This is a genomic window from Nostoc sp., assembly GCF_036917135.1.
In the GTDB taxonomy this organism is placed as follows: Bacteria; Cyanobacteriota; Cyanobacteriia; order Cyanobacteriales; family Nostocaceae; genus Nostoc.
In genome coordinates this window covers 1-19263 of record NZ_JBALEA010000080.1, presented here as the reverse complement: position 1 = coordinate 19263, position 19263 = coordinate 1, and the positions used below count along the sequence as shown (strand labels likewise).

Genomic DNA, 19263 nt, shown 5'->3' with positions numbered 1-19263 from the left:
GTATCCTTATGCCAAAACCAACGATTTTACTTGCACTCGATCCTCACAGTGCCGCTTTTTGTGCAGCCATTAAACGGCAACTCCAAGAATTTCCAGCCGAGGAAAGCTGTTTAATTCAAACTCATACCTTAACTTGGGATGGTCAAACTTTTGGCTTTAGTGGCGAGTTAGATCAGTTTGCTGATACGAGTTTTGATCTGGCTCAAACTCATAGTAAACAAGCTTATGTCTCCAAAATTCGTACCCAGTTCAGCGACGCGACAGGCGAACTGCAAACTGCACTGATCGAATTATTAAAAACGGCTAGTCAATCAAAAAAAGCGATGTCTACGACGGGCTACGCCTACGCAGCGAAACGCCAAGGGGTGGAAATCAGCAGCAGCCATCGAGTATATCTCATGCTGTCAGCCAGCAATCAATTTGCTAAGGGAGTAGTTTTTGACACAGTACGCTTGATTCGTTGGCTATTTTCTAAGTACTTTACAGATATTCCTTACAGCTTAGAAGCTTTATTGCTATTGCCAGGGTTATTTACCCAAGCCACAACTGCTGATTACGGTGCTGCTTACGCTTTCCTGAAAGAGTTAGATTACAAAATGATCAGTGGCGTTGTAATTACAGGTAGTCAAAAAGTACCACCTTTTGATAACTGCTGGCTGATGGATGAGCGAATTGGGGGACTGAGCGATAATTTGCCCAGCTATGCTGATGCTTTGGCAGGTTTTCTCACCGTAGAACCGGAAACTAACGGCTTATTGATTGGCGCACAAAAAGTGCGGGGGAAAATACCCGCCTATAGTTCATTTGGTTATGGAGAATTGTTTTTCGCAGGAGAAACAACTATTAACCGTTTGAGTGCTGCCTTAGCTGCCGATATTATTATGGAGCAGTTTTTACCGAAGGCAGAATTCACTCCCGAAGCAAGTCGCAAATGCCTATTAGATGCCAAAGGATTTGTCCTCAGCGAAGATTTCAGTAATGCTTTTCTGCAATTAGAACGAGATAATGGCAAACCAGTTTGGCAAGATTTTAATCCGCGTATTGAAATCCATGCAGGGATGGCGCGGGAATATGGGATGGAATTGCAACGTGCTTATCGGCAATTTGAAAATAAAGAGCTACTTTCTTATAAGCGCACATTGGAAAAGTGTTGCAAACAACTACAAGGAAACCTCACCGGCTTCTTAGATCGCAGCATAAATAGCTATGTCGATGCTACACCTAGAGGCTTACATGAAGGAGTTAGGCTATTAAACATATTGACCTTTTTGTATTTGGAACTGCAAACAGATGCTATTGGCGATCAATCCCAGAATCTGGTTACAGAACTGCGAACGGCTGAAGCATTTCTCGACTCAAGATTGCAGGTAACAATTGATCAAGAAGCGACTCAAAAGCTGCTTAATCAAGTTCTTTCCTTAAAACTGCGGCAGCAACAATTAGAAGATGGTTTAGCTGAAAGAAAATCTGAAGAACAACAGCAAGAGTTACAAACAACTCAGAAACAGCTAGAAACGGCAGTTGCTGACTATCGCCAAGGGTTAAATGCCGAAATCGAACAAACTCGACAAATCCGCTTTATGGCGATCGCTGGCGCTCGTGAACAAGCCGCAGCTGCGATCGTTGTCGCTCAGAACCACTTAACGGCCATTGAAAATCAACTCGAAACAGCTACAGATAACTTAGATGAACTGCTAGCGGAAGAAAATCGTTTTCGTTCACAGTATTTAATCGTTTACCCTACCTTGGTTATTGGTGCTTTATTAGCCTTGCTGGTTCTGACCGGAATTTTCAGTCAATCAACGGTATGGCTGTTATTGCAAAGGTTTTGGGCTAACTTAGTTAGTTATCTGCTTTGGACGGCGGTAACAATTTTGGCTTACTTAGGTATAGTTTGGCTCAAGTACAGCACTAATATTCGCGATCGCATTCAGAAGGTTCAGAAACAAATTAAACGCCTAGAAAGCACTATTAAAGCAACCGCCGTCGAATTGCGTCGCAGTTATAATGAGCAATTAAAGTTAGAGTACGATTTATACGCCCAAAATCTCCGTGTCGAGGCGTTAAATTATTTGATTAAAACAGCTAAACAAAGAACTGAAACCTTACGTCAAACTCTGTCTGATTTCTCTGAGATATACAATAATTTGGTTGCTCAACGCGATCAAGCTACTACAAAGTTCTCCGAAATTCGGCTGACAGTTCTCACTGATGCAGATATTGATGCTTATTACCAAAGTTTTCTTTCCACATTACCAACAGAAAAATTTACTCAAGAACAAGTTAGCCGTTCTCAGTCGTGGAGAATTTCTGCTGAAGAATTTCAAAATCAACTTATGCTCTTTGCTCGTCAGCAGTTCGAGCAATTGGGTAATTTGTCTATTGGCGAAGTATTAAAGCAATCAGATTTAATTGCCGCCAATACCGCTAATCTGCGTTTGAATCAACTTTATGAGAGCGCTAATTTGTTGCTACGAATTCAAGATGTTGACACTAACTTAAACCCAACTTCTCAACGGGAGATTACCCTCTGGCTGGGAGCAAAAGATAAAGAACAAATTTTTGCGTTTTACAGTCGCTTTAGTCGTAGTTTAACCGCCTTAGTAGCTGAAGATGAGCAACGGTTGTGTATTTTGACTCGTTCCTTGGGCTTTCCGGCTTATTTTCTCAGCCAAATTGAGTATTATCGAGACTGCTATGAACGGACTCAGGGTGAACAAATCGAGCCAGAGGAGAACATTCCCGATTTAATCCCAGAAGAAATTGGTTCTGGTAGGGAATTAAAACTAGCTTATCAAACGCTGATTTTAGCGATCGCTCTTGGGCTACTATCACAGCATTCTGAAGGCGATTATCAATTTAAGAGTCGGTCAATTGGTAAAGATCGAGAACAAATTGCCTTAGCTTTAGCAACTGAGTTTACCCTTCAGGAACTCTATGGAGACTTAGAAGAACGTATCGAAACATTTGAACGTGATTTTATCTACCATAAGTTACAGGAATTCGGAACATCTGCCTCAGATTTAAATCCTTACGAACGCAAGCTTTTAGATCATCTGCTCTCAGACTATAACCCTCTAAATTAGGCATTCAATCACCTTTTTGACTTCTCTGGAAATTTAATATAGACCTAACCCAACCCCTAAAGAGCTTCCAGTAAAAAAATATCCCATCCCTGCGGGACGCTCCGCCAACGTAGGGGCGCAAGACCCTGACTTTTCACGCTATGTGGAAAACCTCACTTCTATTTCTCTCTCCTAAAAGGAGAGAGACTTTGAATTTTCCCCCTTCCCGCACTTCGTGCCGCTACGCGAACCTAGGGAAGGGGGTTAGGTCAATCGTTAGCTTTTCCACATAACGTGAAAAGTCAGTACAAGACCTTGTACCTCCAGTCATATCATGTCCGCTTGATTGCTTATTAAACTCGAAGAAACTCACCCCCGCCAAAGCTATGCTTTGTCTCCCCTCCCCACAAGCGGGGAGGGGCTGGGGGTGGGGTGTATTGACTGTGGTTAGCATAACTAATTATGCGGACATGATATCAAATATTGAATCATAAACTCAATGAATGCATTCCCAGTTTCGAACTGGGAACGAGAAAAGTCTTATCAAGCTAGGTTTTTAGGACTTGTGTGTACACCGTAGCTTTTTAAAGTGGACTAAGGGTGATCTTTAGACTATGCACCTTAACCGAACATATTGCTACCAATTTTGACTTCGACAATTGGTACAGGCGATCGTTGCTTGATTTTACAGTGACTTCCTTGCTCATCAAAGGATGCTCTGGCACCAACATCACTTATGTGAACTCCTCTCTACTGAATTTGTGAACTTCTCCCTACGGAATCCTTACGTAAATTCCAATTAAAAACCGCTCTTTTTTACTCAAGCTTTACAAGAAACGAGTGGATGCACGACTAGTATGAGTATGTAACCAATTGACTGCACCCCAGATTTAATAAGTAAATTACTTATACGGTTATTACTTATGCAAAGGTGAAGAACTGGTAAATAAAAATTAGTCCTTAAATAGAAGATTTCTTCTACATAAGACAAACATGGCTTGAAAAGTTCCCAAGCCAACCATCCTGCTTGCCTATAATTTGTTCTTACTCATTAGTAAGGCAGTAGACAAGCATGACAAAGTTGCAATCTTAACATCGTAAAAGAAAAACAAAATTGTATGAAAAAGTACACCAAAGTTGTAAAGCGTTTTTTGGCATTAGCCGCTCCAGCGATCGCTACTTCGATACTGGCAACCTTACCGAGCCAAGCTGCTACCATTGCATATTCTGAGTCAAAATTCAACATCAACAACTTTAGTAGCAGCCCTTTAGATGTTAGGACTTTGACTAATAATGTGACCACAACAATTAGCACAGGTGGTCAAGTAACTGCTGATGCTAACGCTGAGGCTAAGTTTAATATCGATGCAAACAACTCTGCCTCTAATTTGTCCTTCAGCCAAGCTCAAGGTCAGGGTGATGGCTATACAGGGTCGGCAAAAAGCTTCGCTGCGATTATCGGTTATGATTTTATAGTAGACAAAGAGTTTTCTTTTGATTTCAGTGGCTTATTTAACCTTAAAACATCCATTGATGATGCACTGACTGAACGTGCAAATGCTAGTGGAGAGTTCTTATATGAGTTATATGACAGCGATAGTGGTAATCTTTTGGACTCTTTCAAGATTTTTGGAAATTTATCAACTATAGGTAACAATGATGCTTTTGCATTTGAACCGAGTAGTAACATAACTTTTGATTTAAGTCAGACTTCTATTGATAAATCTTTTGGCGGAACACAGGAATATGCTTTGACTAGCTTTAAGGGTGAATATTCCCGTACTTTCGATAAGCCAACTCATTTAACTTTAATAGAATCTAAAAGTAATCAGGTGAGCGTATATACTGTCCCAGAACCCTCAACAATTCTAGGTTCGCTGTTTAGTTGCACTATGTTTGGTGCTGTCTCGATACGCAAGCGTAAAAGAGCTTCTTCGGCTGCATTGTTGGTTAATAAGGATTTAAGGTCTGTTTAGTATGTTTGCACTAACAGAAGTTCAGATCATGGATAGCGAAAGCAAAGTCACATTAATCAATTAGATATAGGAGTGAAAATGACCTAGGGACAATTCATGAATTGTCCCTACCAAGGATTTCAAGCAACGCAGAATTAATTTTCGGATATGTCTAGAGATAGAAGACCATGCTTGTTTTCCACTCGTAAGTCTTGCCATTGAGTTAAGTTCATTAGCCAAAGGAAAGTTAGCTGCAAATACAGCACAATCAATTCAATAATTTATGCAAATCTTTTTTGGCTGTATTTTTAACATTCATACATAGCCAAATACAGCTATCTTGAATGAATTTTTACAGTCAGAATTGCATTATCTACTGCTGTTATCTGGTCTGACTTTTCATAAGCTTTGAACTCAAAAACAAGCATAGCCATTAAGCAACGCCGAAGTGTCGCTTTTACCTACTGTCTTATACTGCTATATGTGGCATAAGATAGAGGCATAGAAATATTCCTAACAAGCTTTTATGGATATAGCCCATAAAAGCTTCCTAGAATTTGGTTATGCCATCTTTAGGAAACTCTTGCCAATGTACTGACAGATACAATAACCTTACCGCCATCAGTAATAGCGGCAGCAAGACCGGCACCAATAGCACCTTCAACAGTACCTTCAATAGTGCCTTTGCCTACTTTATAAGTACTCTTCTTAGCAGTAGAATAAGTACCTGCATAAGCAGATGCATATCCCCCTTGTACTTGACTAAGATCGGAAACTTCATCTTCACAAAAACTGAGATCGGAAATTCTTAATCGTTCCATAAAAAAGCTCTCTTTGAAACACGAATGTATTGCTGAAAGTTTTTGATAACTTTCAGCAATTTTCTATCTAAAATGCACTGTACTACAGTGTGGTGCAATGTAGTGTTAAGGCATATTTAGCCGGCAGCAGAACTAGATGAACCGGTACTAACAGATTTGCTGTATTTACTGGAAATAGCAACGGTGCTAGTGCTAATGCTGGTGATAGCGATGTTTGTACCAAAAGCGGATGCGTAGGACTTAGCATCTGCAAAAGCTATTCCACCTTGAACATTCTCATTTTCAAGAACGGTTTCTACATGAGAAAGATCGTTGATAATCATGATTTTACTTTCCTAATAATTAGTAACGTCAACTTGTTTGTTGTCGTGCCACTACAACTTGTTTTTTAGTGGCACACAAAGAATAGCACTATTAGAATTCGATTCATAGTAGTTTTACGTAAATTTTATTTTATAAAAGAAAAAACATTCTATTATCAGGTTACTTACACTATCTAATATTTAAAAAATGCTTGAGAATCACTTTGCTATGTATTATCAAGCTACTTACAACATCTAGTATTTAGAGCTTGTTTGAAAAGTGTCTTGATATAAGTTTAAGCACTTTTAATCCCCCTACCTCCAGGGCTGTTTCATTGAAAGCGGCGGGAAACTCCATCCCCAGGTGTCTGTAGAGGGATAGCCGCCCCGCCGCTTTAGTCATTAGTCATTAGTACCAATGACTAATGACTAAAAACTCCACGCCACTTGTGGCGTGGAGTTTTTTATTCAATCTATTAAGGATATTGTCAACAACATAGCCATTAACAATTCAAAATTTGAAATTCACGCATTCAAAATTAAAGACATTTCAGACGAACGCGAATGCGTCTCCAAGAGTTGAGAAGTGCCAAGCGATAAGTTAAGAGCGTTGTGGCAACTGACGCTCTTCCTAACCGGGGATTTAAACCCCGATGGTTCCTGAGCGTAGCCGTTGGCGCAGCCTCTCGTAGAGAAGGACTGAAATGGTTGCTACATGTAGATTGCAGCTTCTTAAACCCTTTAATTTACGATAATCTGCTAAAAGCTTTTTCTAGACTGGCTTTAACCTTAGGTTGACACCAATGCAATGCCTTGCACCCCTACAAATCTAGAAATAATTAGGGATAATTTATTTTTTGCAAGTCCCTAAAAGAGAAGGATAGTAAGATTCAAAGCCTCTCTTCTTTTAGGAGAGATATTGCAAACATCTCTAAGGATAGATTGACAATATATTTATTCGTCCAATTTATCCTGCCTTCTTAGCAAACTGGTTATAATTATCTTCCATCTCCCTCAGAAATGAAATTCTCATCTACACAGTACTTATATGGGACGTGTTCGTTCTAAATCTGACCTACCTACAAAAATCTGTCCGGTATGTCAACGTCCTTTCACATGGCGTAAAAAGTGGCAAGATTGTTGGGACGATGTGAAATATTGCTCAGAACGTTGTCGTCGTCGCCGTTCTGAAGCTCAGAATGAAACCAACCACAATACAGACGCAAATAGCGCAAGAGATTAATGGAGTTACAGGTGCAACCTAAATTAATTATTCATGGCGGGGCTGGTAGTTCTCTCCACGGGAAAGGAGGATTGGAGGCGGTGCGCCGATCGCTCCATACAGTAGTAGAACAAGTCTATTCTTTGCTATTGTCAGGAACTGCTGCTTCTGAGGCAGTGGTGCAGGGTTGCCAAATGCTCGAAGATGACCCCCGTTTTAATGCTGGTACTGGTTCAGTATTGCAATCTGATGGTCAAATCCGCATGAGTGCTTCTCTCATGGACGGTGCATCAGGGCGGTTTAGTGGTGTGATTAATATCTCGCGGGTGAAAAATCCCATTGAGTTAGCGCAATTTTTACAAAGTTCGCCAGACCGAGTGTTATCAGATTTCGGATCGGCTGAGTTGGCGCGGGAAATGCAACTTCCCAGCTATAACGCTTTAACTGATTTGCGGTTACAAGAGTGGATACAAGAGCGCCAAGATAATTTTAAAAGCGCAATGGCTGGGGTGGTAGCAGAACCCGAACTTTTAGAAACCAGTAATGCTGGACGCGGCACCATCGGCGTAGTAGCTTTAGATGCCTACGGTAAGCTAGCTGTTGGCACTTCCACTGGTGGTAAAGGATTTGAGCGCATTGGAAGGGTAAGTGATTCGGCGATGCCAGCAGGTAATTATGCTACTAGTAATGCTGGTGTGAGTTGCACTGGGATTGGGGAAGATATTATTGATGAATGTTTAGCAGCACGAATTGTAGTGCGTGTCACTGATGGGATGTCGTTGAAGGATGCCATGCAGCGATCGCTTGGGGAAGCCCACCAGAACAAACGAGATTTGGGAGCGATCGCCTTAGATGCTAGTGGAGCGATCGCTTGGGGGAAAACTAGCGAAATCTTACTCGCCGCCTACCACAACGGCGAAAAAGTTGGTGACACTTTGGAATGGAATGATAGTGAATTGATTGGCTATTGTTGAATCAGTTCCAGCGCCTGGGCTAAAGTTTCTTGCTGGTCAACCATTGCGGCTAATTCTTGGGCTTCATAACGCCCCTCAAAAGCTTCTAGCGCCGCTCTTTTCAGTGCCACTTGATATCCTTGTTGTAGAATATCCATTAATTCTGCTTGATTCAAGTAAAAACCACCGGATTTGCGGCGCTTGTTTATTTTGTTAATTTCCCGCACCGTATTTTCTATGGAAACATCCCAAGAGCGAGTAGAACGTCTTTCGGCCTTTTGTTTAATTAAATGGATGAGCAGAATCACACTATAACTATCAATTTTATTAATTTTGTCACTGAGGCTCATTTCTTCTAACTCATCCACCAACATTAGCGCCTCATGGATTTTGCCTTGTTCTAGAAATTGCCTAAGTTCTAGCAGTTCTTCCATGTTATATGTTGAGATTTTGGCTTTACTACTACTAATCTAGCTAGATTAGACAACTTGCAAAAATCCTGGTTTATGCTCTCAAACCACAGATCAACCGCGATTAACACCAATGAATTATTTATGTTGATCTGTGGTTTCATTTTCAAGGCTTTTCCTTTGCCAAGCTGGTTTCACCACCTGACGACTACGCGCGATCGCTAGAGAATCATTAGGAACATCTTCTGTGATCGTCGAACCAGCTGCGATATAGACATCATCACCCAAGGTGAGTGGAGCCACTAAAACGCTATTGGCACCAGTTTTAGTGCGATCGCCTATTTTGGTACGATGTTTCTTCACGCCGTCATAATTGGCAGTAATTGTACCGGCACCAATATTTACCTGATTGCCCACAATGCTATCACCTATATAGGACAAATGTGCCGCATTGGTGCGATCGCCTAACTGCGTATTTTTCAATTCCACAAAATTTCCCACACGGCAACCAGCACCCACCTGTACCTGACCGCGCAAATGAGCATAAGGGCCAATTCGGCTTCCTGTCTGCACGATGCTATTTATTACTACTGAATACTGCACCGTGACATTTTCAGCCAACTGGCTATTTTCAATTAAACTCCCCGGCCCAATGTGACTTCCGGTTTGAATCACCGTATTTCCTCGCAGGTGAGTTTGGGGTTCAATAATTACATCCGGCTCTAATTTGACAGTTTCATCAATGGTGATGCTTGTGGGGTCGATAAGGGTGACACCCGCCAGCATCCATTTTTCCTTGACTCGTTTTTGCAAAATCTCGTAGGCTGTTGCCAGTTGCAGGCGATCGTTGATGCCGAGAATTTCTTGATAGTCTTCCACATCCAGTGCCATCACTTGTCCCACTTGAGTCACGGCATCAGTCAGATAGTATTCTTTTTGGACATTGTTTGGCTGGAGGTGGGGAAGCACCTTTGCTAAATCTGGCCAACGGAAGCAGTAAACTCCAGCGTTAATCCGTTGATTTTGTCTTTGAGCAGCAGTACAATCCTTATGTTCGACCATTTGCTGCACAATATTTTCATCGTTACAAAAAACCCGCCCGTAGCCTGTGGGGTCGGGTAGGTGCGAGGTGAGAATAGTGGCGGCATTCTGATTTTGGGCGTGAGTTTGCAACATCTGCTTCAGAGTTTCGCTGCGTATCAACGGTAAATCGCCGTTAAGTACCAGCAAATCCCCAGTGTAATCTTCCAAGTGAGGAAGTAATTGCTGGATAGCATGACCTGTTCCTAATTGCACAGTCTGTTCGACAAACTCCAAGCCGGGAATTGAATGCATGGCGGCTTGCACTTCCTCAGACTGATATCCTACAATCACGATTCGCCGTGAGGGTGAAAGTGGTTCTACACTTTCGAGAACTCTCTCTAATAGCGATCGCCCACCCAAAGAATGTAAAATCTTGGGTAAGCGTGATTTCATTCGTGTGCCGCGTCCCGCCGCTAGAATTGCTACAACTACCATAATTAGCTATCAGCTATCAGTAAAATTATGATTAATCCTGTTGGTACTTTAAAATGTAGCCTCAAATCATACCAGCTAATCATACAAGAGTAAAATATAAAAGGATTCAGGAGAGCTGCTTTCGTAAAAGGCGGAGATGATAATACAAATTTGCGCTCATTACAGCAGCTACAAATCATTATGCCCCACTCCCCACTCCCTAATTACTCTTTTTCTTGACAGGAGCAAATAAACTCTGCAAACTGCTTCATTAGCTTGGGATTACGCCAACCAGAATCAGTTTCTTTTTGCATCATTGAAAGTGCTTCTGCTGAAGGAAAAGCTTTTTTGTAAGGTCGTTCGCTGGTTAGGGCATCGTAAATATCAATTAACTGAAATACTTGCGCCAGGTAGGGAATATCATGCCCCTTGAGTTTATCAGGGTAGCCTGAGCCATCCCAGCGTTCGTGGTGATGGCGAATAATGGGAATTACACCCCGCATACTGCGTAGTGGTTGGCAGATTTTTTCTCCAATCAAAACATGCTGCTGCATGATCTCCCAATCTTCGGGGTTGAGTTCGCCTTTTTTCAGCAGCACTGCATCGGGAATACCCACCTTACCGATATCGTGGAGATAAGCACCCCATATCAAATCTCGAATTTGGTAGCGTGAAAGCTTGAGGTATTCACCAAAAACTTGTCCCAGCTTTACCAGGCGTTCACAATGGTTGCCTGTATTGGGATCGCGACTTTCAATGGATATGGCAATGGAAAATAGTACTTGTTCGGCATGGTCTAAATCTTCGTTTAGACGCTTCTGCCGTACCAAGGACTTTACACGCGCCGACAGTTCTACACGATCAAAGGGTTTGGTGAGAAAATCATCTGCCCCAACTTCAATTCCCCGAATGCGCGATCGCCTGTCATTTAACGCTGTAATAAAAATCACTGGGATTAGCCTAGTCTGCTCATCCTGTTTGAGCAATTGGCACACTTCAAATCCATCCATTCCTGGCATCATCACATCCAGCAAAATCAAATCTGGTTGTTTTTGAGTTACCAATCCCCTAACAATGGAACCTCTGTCTGCCTCAATCACTTCGTATCCTTCCATCCCCAAGAGGGCAACAGCAGTCATCCGACTGGCGGCATGATCGTCAACTACTAAAACCCTTGGCGGATCTAAATCAAATCCATTCACTTTAGAACCTTTGGCTTGTAGTGTTCTAGAGACCAATGAATTATTACCATAATTAACATCAGTTTTTATCCAGGAAGACACTGCTGGTCTATCTTCAAGCATAAGGTCTTCTTGAGATAAGCCTAAGGAACTCTCCGCATTTGGCGATCCTACGGCGTGATTTGACCCAATACTGTTCACTGCGCTAATGGGGTTTGATCCACTAGCAATTTGTTCTGTCAAGCCTGTATGGTTAGACTTCCATTCAATCACAAAGGCACTCCAAGTTTTTGCACAAGTTAACAGTGTCATATTTCAACAATAAATTTAATATTCGACTGTCTCTTAGCCAGAGTTTCCATAGAGATTATGCATGATAACAATCTGCCTCTCTAAGTTTTTGGTAGTATGTATTTTTTATATTACGAACTAGCGGTATGTTGTCGGCAAATTCTTTGCTTCTAATTCCAGTATGATCAATTGGCACAAATGTTAAATCAGGTTTTTTACGGAGATTTATTCAGCTAAGGATGTCAGAAAGTCTTACAATTGCCTGCTTTACTCGATATATCGAGTTTTGATTTTCACATTGTTATGTTAATCATTAAGTATATATGTTTTTACTTACTAAGTTATGGTAGTACTCAAGTACTGTAAAGTAGTAACTGGTATTAAGTATTACTATAGAAACAATCTATTTGGCTCGTAAAAACTCGTTGCCTGAGTATCTGGAAAATAAATGAGCATTTTTGGCAAAAAATGTTTAATTTTTCTGGAATTAACGACTGACAACAAATAAATTATCCAATCTTGTGGGGTGGGTAACATGAGCGCCTTTGGCTGTGGGCGGGTGAGACACCCACCCCACAAGAAATAGTTGAGTATTTTTTTATTTGTCAGTCCCTTAAGGACTGAGGAACATGCCCGTCGTAGACATGGCAACTACAAACTAGTTCCGATAAATAAGTAATGAGTAATGAGTAAGAAGTAATAAGTTTTACTTCTTACTCATTACTCATTACTTATTACTTCTTAGTTACAAGAAAAGCCGTCCTAGAACGACGGGGCTTTAAACCCATTAGTTCCGATAAAATCCCTGCCTTGTGTTCCCAAGAGCCACCTTTTTCGCCAATGGGAGGTAGGTTCTAGAGAAGACGTTTGTTGCTCTTGTTGTCGCCGCATCTCTATGACTTCAGTTTGATCGCTCAATTGAGGATCGCGGTAGGGAATAGCAGCACGAGTTAGCAAGTGTTCTTTTTCAGCTTGTGAGAGGGTGGTAAGTGCTGAGTGATCTTTCAACTCAGCACTCCTAAAATGTGTTGCCACGGTACCAGGCGATCGCCTTCCCACAGGTGGGGTAGAACCAATCACCAAGCCAGCAGACAAAAGTGCTGTGCGTACAGCAGCAGAACAAGAATAGGTGGCTAATAAACCATCTGGATGTAAACACAATGCCAGCTGTTTAAGAAATTCAACAGTCCATAGTTGAGGACATTGAGTTGGTGAAAAAGGATCGAGGAAAATTGCGTCTGCCCAGAAACCCGACTGAGATACTAAGCTAATTGTAGTTCTAGCATCGCCAATTAGTAGCTTCCCTTTCAGGTAAGGTGTTTGCACTTGATGCTCAAAAGCTAACTCTTTCAAAATTCCAATATAGTTACAGTTCCAATTGTCGAACAAGTGATGAGCGATCGCAGCTTGTGGCACAGATGGATTCAGTTCTAAACCGATTACTTCAACACAACAACTGGGATTCACTGCCCAAATTGTCTGCAAAGCAGCAGCTGTGTTATATCCTAGACCATAACAAATATCCAATAGTCGCAATATTGGTTTTTGAGCAGCTATAGCCAGTTGAGTTGGTTTCACAAACTTGAAAAAACTCTCCTGCCTAGCTCCATAATGGCTGTGAAAGGATTCACCAAATTCTTGAGAGACAAAGGTGAAAGAACCATCTGCTGTTAGCTTGGGTGTAAAATTCTCTAAGTCTGACATTTTATAAATAAAACTAAATAATGCAATGCCCAATACTTCGGCTTCTCTACGAGACGCTACGCGAACGCTCAGTACAAGTCCCCAATATGTTGTTTCGCCAGCTTGGTTGTTTGAACATCTAGAAGATCTGCAAGTCGTGATTGTGGATTGTCGCTTTTCTTTAGCCGATGCACAATTAGGACAACAACAGTATCAAACAAATCATATCAAAGGGTCATATTACTTAGATTTGAATCAGGATCTTTCCAGTCCAGTGGGTAAGCATGGCGGGAGACACCCTTTACCTAATCCCAATGATATCGCTAACAAATTTGCAGCGATTGGGGTAAATTACCAAAAAACTTTAGTTGTAGCTTATGATGATTCGCGCCTTGCCTTTGCTGCTCGTCTGTGGTGGCTATTGCGCTATTTAGGACATGAGCAAGTCGCAGTACTGGATGGAGGCTTTGCAGGATGGCAAAAAGCTGGGTATTCTGTGACAGATGTTATTCCTCACCCCCGCGTGGGTACTTTTGTCCCTCAAGTACAAGCACAAAATGTGGTAGATATTACAGAGGTTAAAAGCCGGAAAGATAGCCAAGAGGTAGTATTGGTAGATTCAAGAGAAAGCGATCGCTACCGAGGTCAACGAGAACCAATTGATAAAATTGCCGGACATATTCCCGGTGCAGTCAATTATCCCTGGCAAGAAGTTACAGACCCTTCCGGCTACTTACTCCCTCAAGATGAGCAACGCCGCCGGTGGGAAAAGCTAGAAACAGCCGAAGAAATCTTGGTTTATTGCGGTTCTGGTGTTACCGCTTGTGTGAATTTACTTTCTTTAGAATTAGCTGGCATTAGCAAGGGTAAACTTTATGCTGGTAGCTGGAGTGATTGGATTAGTTATTAGTCATTGGTCATTGGTCATTGGTCATTGGTTTTTGGCAAAGGACAAATGACTAATGACAAAGGACAAATTTCAAAACCGACCTAATTGGAAATTGTAATTAACACTGAAGAACCAGCCATCAAAATCAATATTTTCGGCGGTTGAACTACCTAAACTCACTCCAGCCTGCACATTCATATTAATGGTATCGGATATTCGGTAATTTAAGTGCCCAAATAGCCGATGAAGTTGGTCTTCTCGATCGCCGTCTGTAAATTCTGACAAGTTCACCTGGTAGTCAATACCAACCTGGAGAGGTTTTTGCAAGTAGTAGTTGAGAGACAGCCAAAAGGAATTGATGATCCGATTACGACTTGAGGGGTCAGCAAAATTTACACTCAATTCGTAGAAGCTATCTAGCGTTAATCTTGAAGTTAAGGGATCTCGCCGTCCCAGAGACAGTTGCAAGGAAGTCTCATTTAAAAAGCGATCGCCTGCTTTGAAGCTATCCTGGCGATCGCTGTTGTTGGCATAAAATAACTGTTGATTGCTCCAACTGATTTCTCCGTACATTCGCGGGGATAGCTGCTGGTAAATATTAAGATTTAATCTGACCTGGTTGTAATGATATTGTGACTGATTTATATAACGAATGAGATTGCCATCAATTGAGCCGTTTAAATAAGTCTTAGATCCCAAAGGGAAATATGCAGAGGCTAAGGTCAGTCCAGAAATAATTAAACCATCTTCTGTTGGACTATCTTTTGAGGAAAAAATGTTATTTGTTTGGAAGTAGCCGACATTGGCCTGTAGATAGCCTATGGGTTTAAACTTAACTACGGGTTGTTCTGTAGGTGGTAGTGGCTGTTGTTCTAAGGGTTGTAACCGCACCCGCAACCCCAATTCGCGATCGCTATCAGACTCAAATGGTTGTTTTGGCGATCGGATCAGCTCCATTAGCCTTTCTAGCCTTTGGGACTGATTCATCTCAGGCGCATTTAATAGTCGGTCTTTTGAGTCTGAATCTAAAGGAGATGTGGGCAAATTATTGGGCGGCGATTCTAGCTGTGGCGGGTCATTTGGCTTTTGAGTATCTTGAGGTTGTTCGGTTTTCTCTGGCGGTTTAGGTGTTTCTCGTGTTTGCTGTGCCAGATTTAACGGCATCTGGAAGTCTAAAGGATGCGACTCACTGGAATGCTTGCACAAAGAGTTAATTGCCTCTTGCTCCAACTTCTGACATAACTGCTGGTAATTTATCAGACTCGGTGCTGAATGCTGATTCCTATTAGCAGTAGCAGAGCCTTCAGGCAGTGCTGAGAAAATCAATAAATACTCAGTGCTTATGTACTTGCTAGAAGCAAAGCCCTTTATGGGCGGAATATTTTCATCGGCAGAAGCTTGATACCCCGCCTCTTCTGTACGATCTTTGAACTCAGCACTCTTCATCTGTGTGCTTGGTAAATTTTGAGGATGCCAAATATCTGTATTTGCAGATTCTGCCGCATCTACTCTAATGCAACACCAGCTTCCACCAGTGGACGCTAACAAAATACAAAAAAACAAATTCTTCCAGTTATTGCGTCGCATCTGGTTAGATCGCGTTTGGCGAACATAGACCGACAGCCTGTATCGGAAGTTCCGACTCAAAATATACAATTGAGTACATCTATCTGAGCTTTGTAGGTATATACTGAAACTACAAACTAAAATTGCTATTTTTCGGATTTTTACCAGATTTTTTTGCAAAACTGAGATGCTCCGATAAGAATTTTGCTGAACCTTAGTGAAATACAGCCAGTGAGTCATTTCACAACAGATCCCTAATAACTCCTTTCCCCGCATAACTCATGACCCTGTGGCTGATCTGATTAGAAATAATTATCTGTAAGATAGTCCTTGTTTAATTGTTTGTATCAAGTACTAACTTTTAAATATGCCACAGATTTTATTGCATAAAATGTCAGTTTCACAAGAAAAACTTAAATAAACTAAACACATAGGTTATTATCTATTCTGTGTATTAAATCATTAAATTCCAGATAAGCTTACCTAACAAAACTTAATCTCACAATTAGCAGCAGCTTAAACCTTTAAGTTGTTTGGTATTATTTGAAGTTTAGAAATTCTCAAACTATGTTTCATAAATCGTTTCCACTATTAGTAATTAGTTTATGGGGATTTATAGTACTGCCTTTGCCAAATCGGGTAAGTGCCATAACTCCTCTGACGCGAGCAGAGATTCAGAACCTCCGCAACTTGGTACAACTGATACCCAGAGATAGACAAAAGAAGCGTCCGGCACGCAAATTAGATGCAATGATTCCTGGGGATGGGTTGTCAACTGGTCGGGCTTCCTTAGCAGAGTTGCGCTTTAACGACGGCTCTTTGGCACGAGTTGGGGAACAGGCTATGTTTCAATTTCTACCAAAGACTCGCAGCTTTAGACTGTCAAATGGAACCGCATTGCTGCTTATTCCACCTGGAAGGGGACAAACATTTATACAAACGCCAAGTGCAGCAGCAGCAATTCGTGGTTCGGCCTTATTTGTACGCTACAACCAACAAACAGATACCACGATTGTCGGTGCGCTGACAAATAGTGGTATTGAAGTTTCTAATAAGGAAACTTCTCAAACTCAGGTGCTGCAAGCAGGACAGATGATGGTTATAGTTAAAGGAAAATTTCAGGGCTTATACGATTTTGATCTCAGAAATTTTTATCAAACGAGCGATATGGTTCGGGGGCTGAATTTAACCAAGCCAAATATTACGCCTAGAGCCGACCCAGCGATCGCTAGCGTTCAAGCTGAAACTGCTGCGGCTTTGAATGCACAGTCGCCCATAACAGGTGAGGGAGTAGTTGAAAACCCAGCTTTTACAGAGCTAACTACTAGTCCTTCAAGTTCTTCCACCAAAGACACGCTCACAGACAATTCCCCAGTAGAACCCATTGGAAATGATTCCCCATTAAATTCCTTTGAGGACATAGGACAATTCCTGTCAAATACTGAGCAACGCTCTGGGAGAAATGGTAATAATAACAATATAGTTAATCCGAATAATAACGGAGTCTCTACACCAATAACTCCTGTAATCTCTGCACCAATAACTCCTGTAGAACCTGCACCAACAACCCCTGTAATCTCTACACCAACAACTCCTGTAATCTCTACACCAACAACTCCTGTAGAAAATCCACCAACGCCTCCTGTAGTAACTCCACCGAAAGGAGTACCAACCACATAAACGTAAATTTATACCCAGCGCTAGGGGCAGAACTATAATCAGGTTCTCCACAGGCGTTTTATAGCCTCCGGCGTACCGACGGAGGTTATATTAACTTCTAAGACAAATTCACTCAAATATGGAGCGCTTAACTGATGACTGGAAGTTACGAGTGTGCGGCTTGCAGAAATCAAGGATAGGATTTATGTAGGGTTCACCGGACATCCTCATATTGTTCAATCGCATTCTGTGTAAGTTCCCAAGAAGTAACTTGTTGCTAAAGAGATACATAAATTTATGACTTTTGATTACGACCTATTTGTAATTGGTGCGGGTTCTGGAGGTTTGGCGGCTTCCAAACGAGCGGCTAGCTACGGCGCAAAAGTGGCGATCGCTGAATATGATTTAGTTGGTGGCACTTGTGTGATTCGCGGTTGCATTCCCAAAAAACTCATGGTCTATGGCTCTCACTTTCCGGCAATATTCAGTGAAGCTTCAGGCTATGGCTGGAAAGTGGGTAATGCGGAATTGGACTGGGAATATTTCATTACATCTATAGATAAGGAAGTTCGGCGACTGTCACAACTACATATCAGCTTTTTAGAAAAAGCCGGAGTAGAGCTAATTTCTGGTCGCGCCACATTGCTAGATCCCCACACCGTAGAAGTTGATGGACGTAAAGTTACAGCAGACAAAATTTTAATTGCTGTTGGTGGGCGTCCGATCAAGCCAGATTTACCAGGAATGGAATATGGCATTACCTCTAACGAAATATTTCATCTAAAAGAACAACCAAAACACATCGTCATTCTTGGCGCTGGTTATATTGGCACAGAATTTGCCTGTATCATGCGCGGTTTGGGTTCTGAGGTGACGCAAATTACCAGAGGTGAAAAGATTTTGAAGGGGTTTGATGATGACATTCGCACAGAAATTGAAGAGGGTATGACAAACCACGGAATTCGGTTGATTAAGAATAATGTGGTAAAAACAATTGAACCGGTGCCAGAAGGGTTTAAACTAACTTTATCAGGGGAAGACCAGGAACCAGTAATTGCCGACGTGTTTTTAGTAGCGACCGGTCGAACTCCCAATGTCGATGGACTAGGTTTAGAAAACGCTGGGGTTGATGTTGCTGCTACTTCTATGGAAGGGCCAGGATACAATACCACAAATGCGATCGCAGTCAATGAATATAGTCAAACTAGTCAACCGAATATCTTTGGTGTTGGCGATGTCACAGACCGAATTAATTTAACTCCCGTGGCTATTGGCGAAGGTCGCGCCTTTGCCGATAGTGAATTCGGCAATAACCGCCGCGAATTCAGTCACAAAACTGTACCCACAGCCATATTTTCTCACCCTGAAGCCGCAACAGTCGGCTGGACAGAAGCCGAAGCACGGGAAAAACTCGGTGATGCTGTTACCATATATCGCAGTCGCTTTCGCCCCATGTATCATAGTTTGACTGGTAAGCAAGAGAAGACAATGATGAAGTTAGTGGTTGATACCAACACTGATAAAGTGCTAGGCGCTCACATGGTAGGTGAAAATGCAGCTGAAATTATCCAAGGTGTAGCGATCGCAGTCAAGATGGGCGCAACCAAAAAAGACTTTGACGCTACTGTGGGTATCCATCCCTCAGCCGCAGAGGAATTTGTCACAATGAGGTAATTAATGAGTAATGAGTAATGAGTAATGAGTAATGAGTAATGAGTAATGAGTAATGAGTAATGAGTAATGAGTAATGAGTAATGAGTAATGAGTAA

Annotated in this window: 15 protein-coding genes; 8 read left to right on the top strand and 7 right to left on the bottom strand. The window is 41.8% G+C overall.

Annotation, left to right across the window (positions count from 1 at the left end; translation table 11 throughout):
• Positions 1-8 precede the first annotated feature (8 nt).
• Entirely contained in the window at positions 9-3086 is a 3078-nt protein-coding gene (locus V7K50_RS25690; RefSeq protein WP_334965061.1) for a hypothetical protein, read from the top strand.
• Positions 3087-4183: 1097 nt separating this feature from the next.
• The gene (locus V7K50_RS25685; RefSeq protein WP_334965060.1) at positions 4184-5041 is read left to right on the top strand and encodes a PEP-CTERM sorting domain-containing protein; all 858 of its coding nucleotides are present in this window, start codon (positions 4184-4186) and stop codon (positions 5039-5041) included.
• 551 nt (positions 5042-5592) lie between these two features.
• Here V7K50_RS25685 and V7K50_RS25680 read toward each other — a convergent pair.
• Both V7K50_RS25680 and V7K50_RS25675 read right to left on the bottom strand, forming a co-directional pair.
• Entirely contained in the window at positions 5593-5841 is a 249-nt protein-coding gene (locus tag V7K50_RS25680) for a hypothetical protein (protein ID WP_334965058.1), read from the bottom strand.
• A gap of 116 nt (positions 5842-5957) precedes the next feature.
• Positions 5958-6164, bottom strand: coding sequence for a hypothetical protein (locus tag V7K50_RS25675; RefSeq protein WP_334965056.1), 207 nt, complete (start codon positions 6162-6164; stop codon positions 5958-5960).
• A 591-nt stretch (positions 6165-6755) separates the two neighbouring features.
• Here V7K50_RS25675 and V7K50_RS25670 point away from each other — a divergent pair.
• The 3 genes from V7K50_RS25670 to V7K50_RS25660 all read left to right on the top strand — a co-directional run bounded on the left by V7K50_RS25670 (position 6756) and on the right by V7K50_RS25660 (position 8339).
• Positions 6756-6941 carry a hypothetical protein gene (locus tag V7K50_RS25670; protein ID WP_334965054.1) on the top strand — a complete coding sequence of 62 codons (186 nt, stop codon included), beginning with the start codon at positions 6756-6758 and terminating at the stop codon, positions 6939-6941.
• Between the two features lie 250 nt (positions 6942-7191).
• Positions 7192-7386, top strand: a complete 195-nt coding sequence (locus V7K50_RS25665) for a DUF2256 domain-containing protein (RefSeq protein ID WP_334965052.1) — start codon at positions 7192-7194, stop codon at positions 7384-7386.
• Positions 7386-8339, top strand: coding sequence for an isoaspartyl peptidase/L-asparaginase (locus V7K50_RS25660; protein ID WP_334965050.1), 954 nt, complete (start codon positions 7386-7388; stop codon positions 8337-8339). Before V7K50_RS25665 ends, V7K50_RS25660 begins: the two co-directional genes overlap by 1 nt.
• On the opposite strand, the gene V7K50_RS25655 is transcribed toward V7K50_RS25660, so the two are convergent.
• From V7K50_RS25655 to V7K50_RS25640, 4 genes are all read right to left on the bottom strand, one after another.
• A complete protein-coding gene (locus tag V7K50_RS25655; protein WP_334965048.1) occupies positions 8330-8752 on the bottom strand; it encodes a DUF29 family protein in 423 nt (140 codons plus the stop codon). The two genes, V7K50_RS25660 and V7K50_RS25655, sit on opposite strands and share 10 nt — an antisense overlap.
• A 114-nt stretch (positions 8753-8866) precedes the next feature.
• A complete protein-coding gene (gene glmU / locus V7K50_RS25650; RefSeq protein ID WP_334965046.1) occupies positions 8867-10246 on the bottom strand; it encodes a bifunctional UDP-N-acetylglucosamine diphosphorylase/glucosamine-1-phosphate N-acetyltransferase GlmU in 1380 nt (459 codons plus the stop codon).
• Positions 10247-10449: 203 nt separating this feature from the next.
• Positions 10450-11679 (bottom strand): response regulator, encoded by a 1230-nt coding sequence (locus V7K50_RS25645; RefSeq protein WP_334965070.1) that lies wholly within the window; start codon positions 11677-11679, stop codon positions 10450-10452.
• Positions 11680-12459: 780 nt separating this feature from the next.
• The gene (locus V7K50_RS25640) at positions 12460-13401 is read right to left on the bottom strand and encodes a tRNA (5-methylaminomethyl-2-thiouridine)(34)-methyltransferase MnmD (RefSeq protein WP_334965044.1); all 942 of its coding nucleotides are present in this window, start codon (positions 13399-13401) and stop codon (positions 12460-12462) included.
• A gap of 25 nt (positions 13402-13426) precedes the next feature.
• Here V7K50_RS25640 and V7K50_RS25635 point away from each other — a divergent pair, with 25 nt between their 5' ends.
• On the top strand, positions 13427-14290 hold the full coding sequence (locus tag V7K50_RS25635; protein ID WP_334965042.1) for a sulfurtransferase: 864 nt from the start codon (positions 13427-13429) through the stop codon (positions 14288-14290).
• Positions 14291-14359: 69 nt separating this feature from the next.
• Here V7K50_RS25635 and V7K50_RS25630 read toward each other — a convergent pair whose 3' ends face one another.
• Positions 14360-15856 carry a hypothetical protein gene (locus tag V7K50_RS25630; protein WP_334965068.1) on the bottom strand — a complete coding sequence of 499 codons (1497 nt, stop codon included), beginning with the start codon at positions 15854-15856 and terminating at the stop codon, positions 14360-14362.
• A gap of 546 nt (positions 15857-16402) precedes the next feature.
• Between V7K50_RS25630 and V7K50_RS25625 the strand changes: the two genes are divergently transcribed.
• Positions 16403-17515, top strand: coding sequence for a FecR family protein (locus V7K50_RS25625; protein WP_334965040.1), 1113 nt, complete (start codon positions 16403-16405; stop codon positions 17513-17515).
• A 276-nt stretch (positions 17516-17791) separates the two neighbouring features.
• A complete protein-coding gene (gor, locus tag V7K50_RS25620; RefSeq protein ID WP_334965038.1) occupies positions 17792-19168 on the top strand; it encodes a glutathione-disulfide reductase in 1377 nt (458 codons plus the stop codon).
• Positions 19169-19263: the final 95 nt, after the last annotated feature.

Coding starts and splice junctions, on each gene's coding strand:
- V7K50_RS25690 (WP_334965061.1), top strand. CDS start 9: ATGCCAAAACCAACGATTTTACTTGCACTCGATCCTCACAGTGCCGCT.
- V7K50_RS25685 (WP_334965060.1), top strand. CDS start 4,184: ATGAAAAAGTACACCAAAGTTGTAAAGCGTTTTTTGGCATTAGCCGCT.
- V7K50_RS25680 (WP_334965058.1), bottom strand. CDS start 5,841: ATGGAACGATTAAGAATTTCCGATCTCAGTTTTTGTGAAGATGAAGTT.
- V7K50_RS25675 (WP_334965056.1), bottom strand. CDS start 6,164: ATGATTATCAACGATCTTTCTCATGTAGAAACCGTTCTTGAAAATGAG.
- V7K50_RS25665 (WP_334965052.1), top strand. CDS start 7,192: ATGGGACGTGTTCGTTCTAAATCTGACCTACCTACAAAAATCTGTCCG.
- V7K50_RS25660 (WP_334965050.1), top strand. CDS start 7,386: ATGGAGTTACAGGTGCAACCTAAATTAATTATTCATGGCGGGGCTGGT.
- V7K50_RS25655 (WP_334965048.1), bottom strand. CDS start 8,752: ATGGAAGAACTGCTAGAACTTAGGCAATTTCTAGAACAAGGCAAAATC.
- glmU (WP_334965046.1), bottom strand. CDS start 10,246: ATGGTAGTTGTAGCAATTCTAGCGGCGGGACGCGGCACACGAATGAAA.
- V7K50_RS25640 (WP_334965044.1), bottom strand. CDS start 13,401: ATGTCAGACTTAGAGAATTTTACACCCAAGCTAACAGCAGATGGTTCT.
- V7K50_RS25635 (WP_334965042.1), top strand. CDS start 13,427: ATGCCCAATACTTCGGCTTCTCTACGAGACGCTACGCGAACGCTCAGT.
- V7K50_RS25630 (WP_334965068.1), bottom strand. CDS start 15,856: ATGCGACGCAATAACTGGAAGAATTTGTTTTTTTGTATTTTGTTAGCG.
- V7K50_RS25625 (WP_334965040.1), top strand. CDS start 16,403: ATGTTTCATAAATCGTTTCCACTATTAGTAATTAGTTTATGGGGATTT.
- gor (WP_334965038.1), top strand. CDS start 17,792: ATGACTTTTGATTACGACCTATTTGTAATTGGTGCGGGTTCTGGAGGT.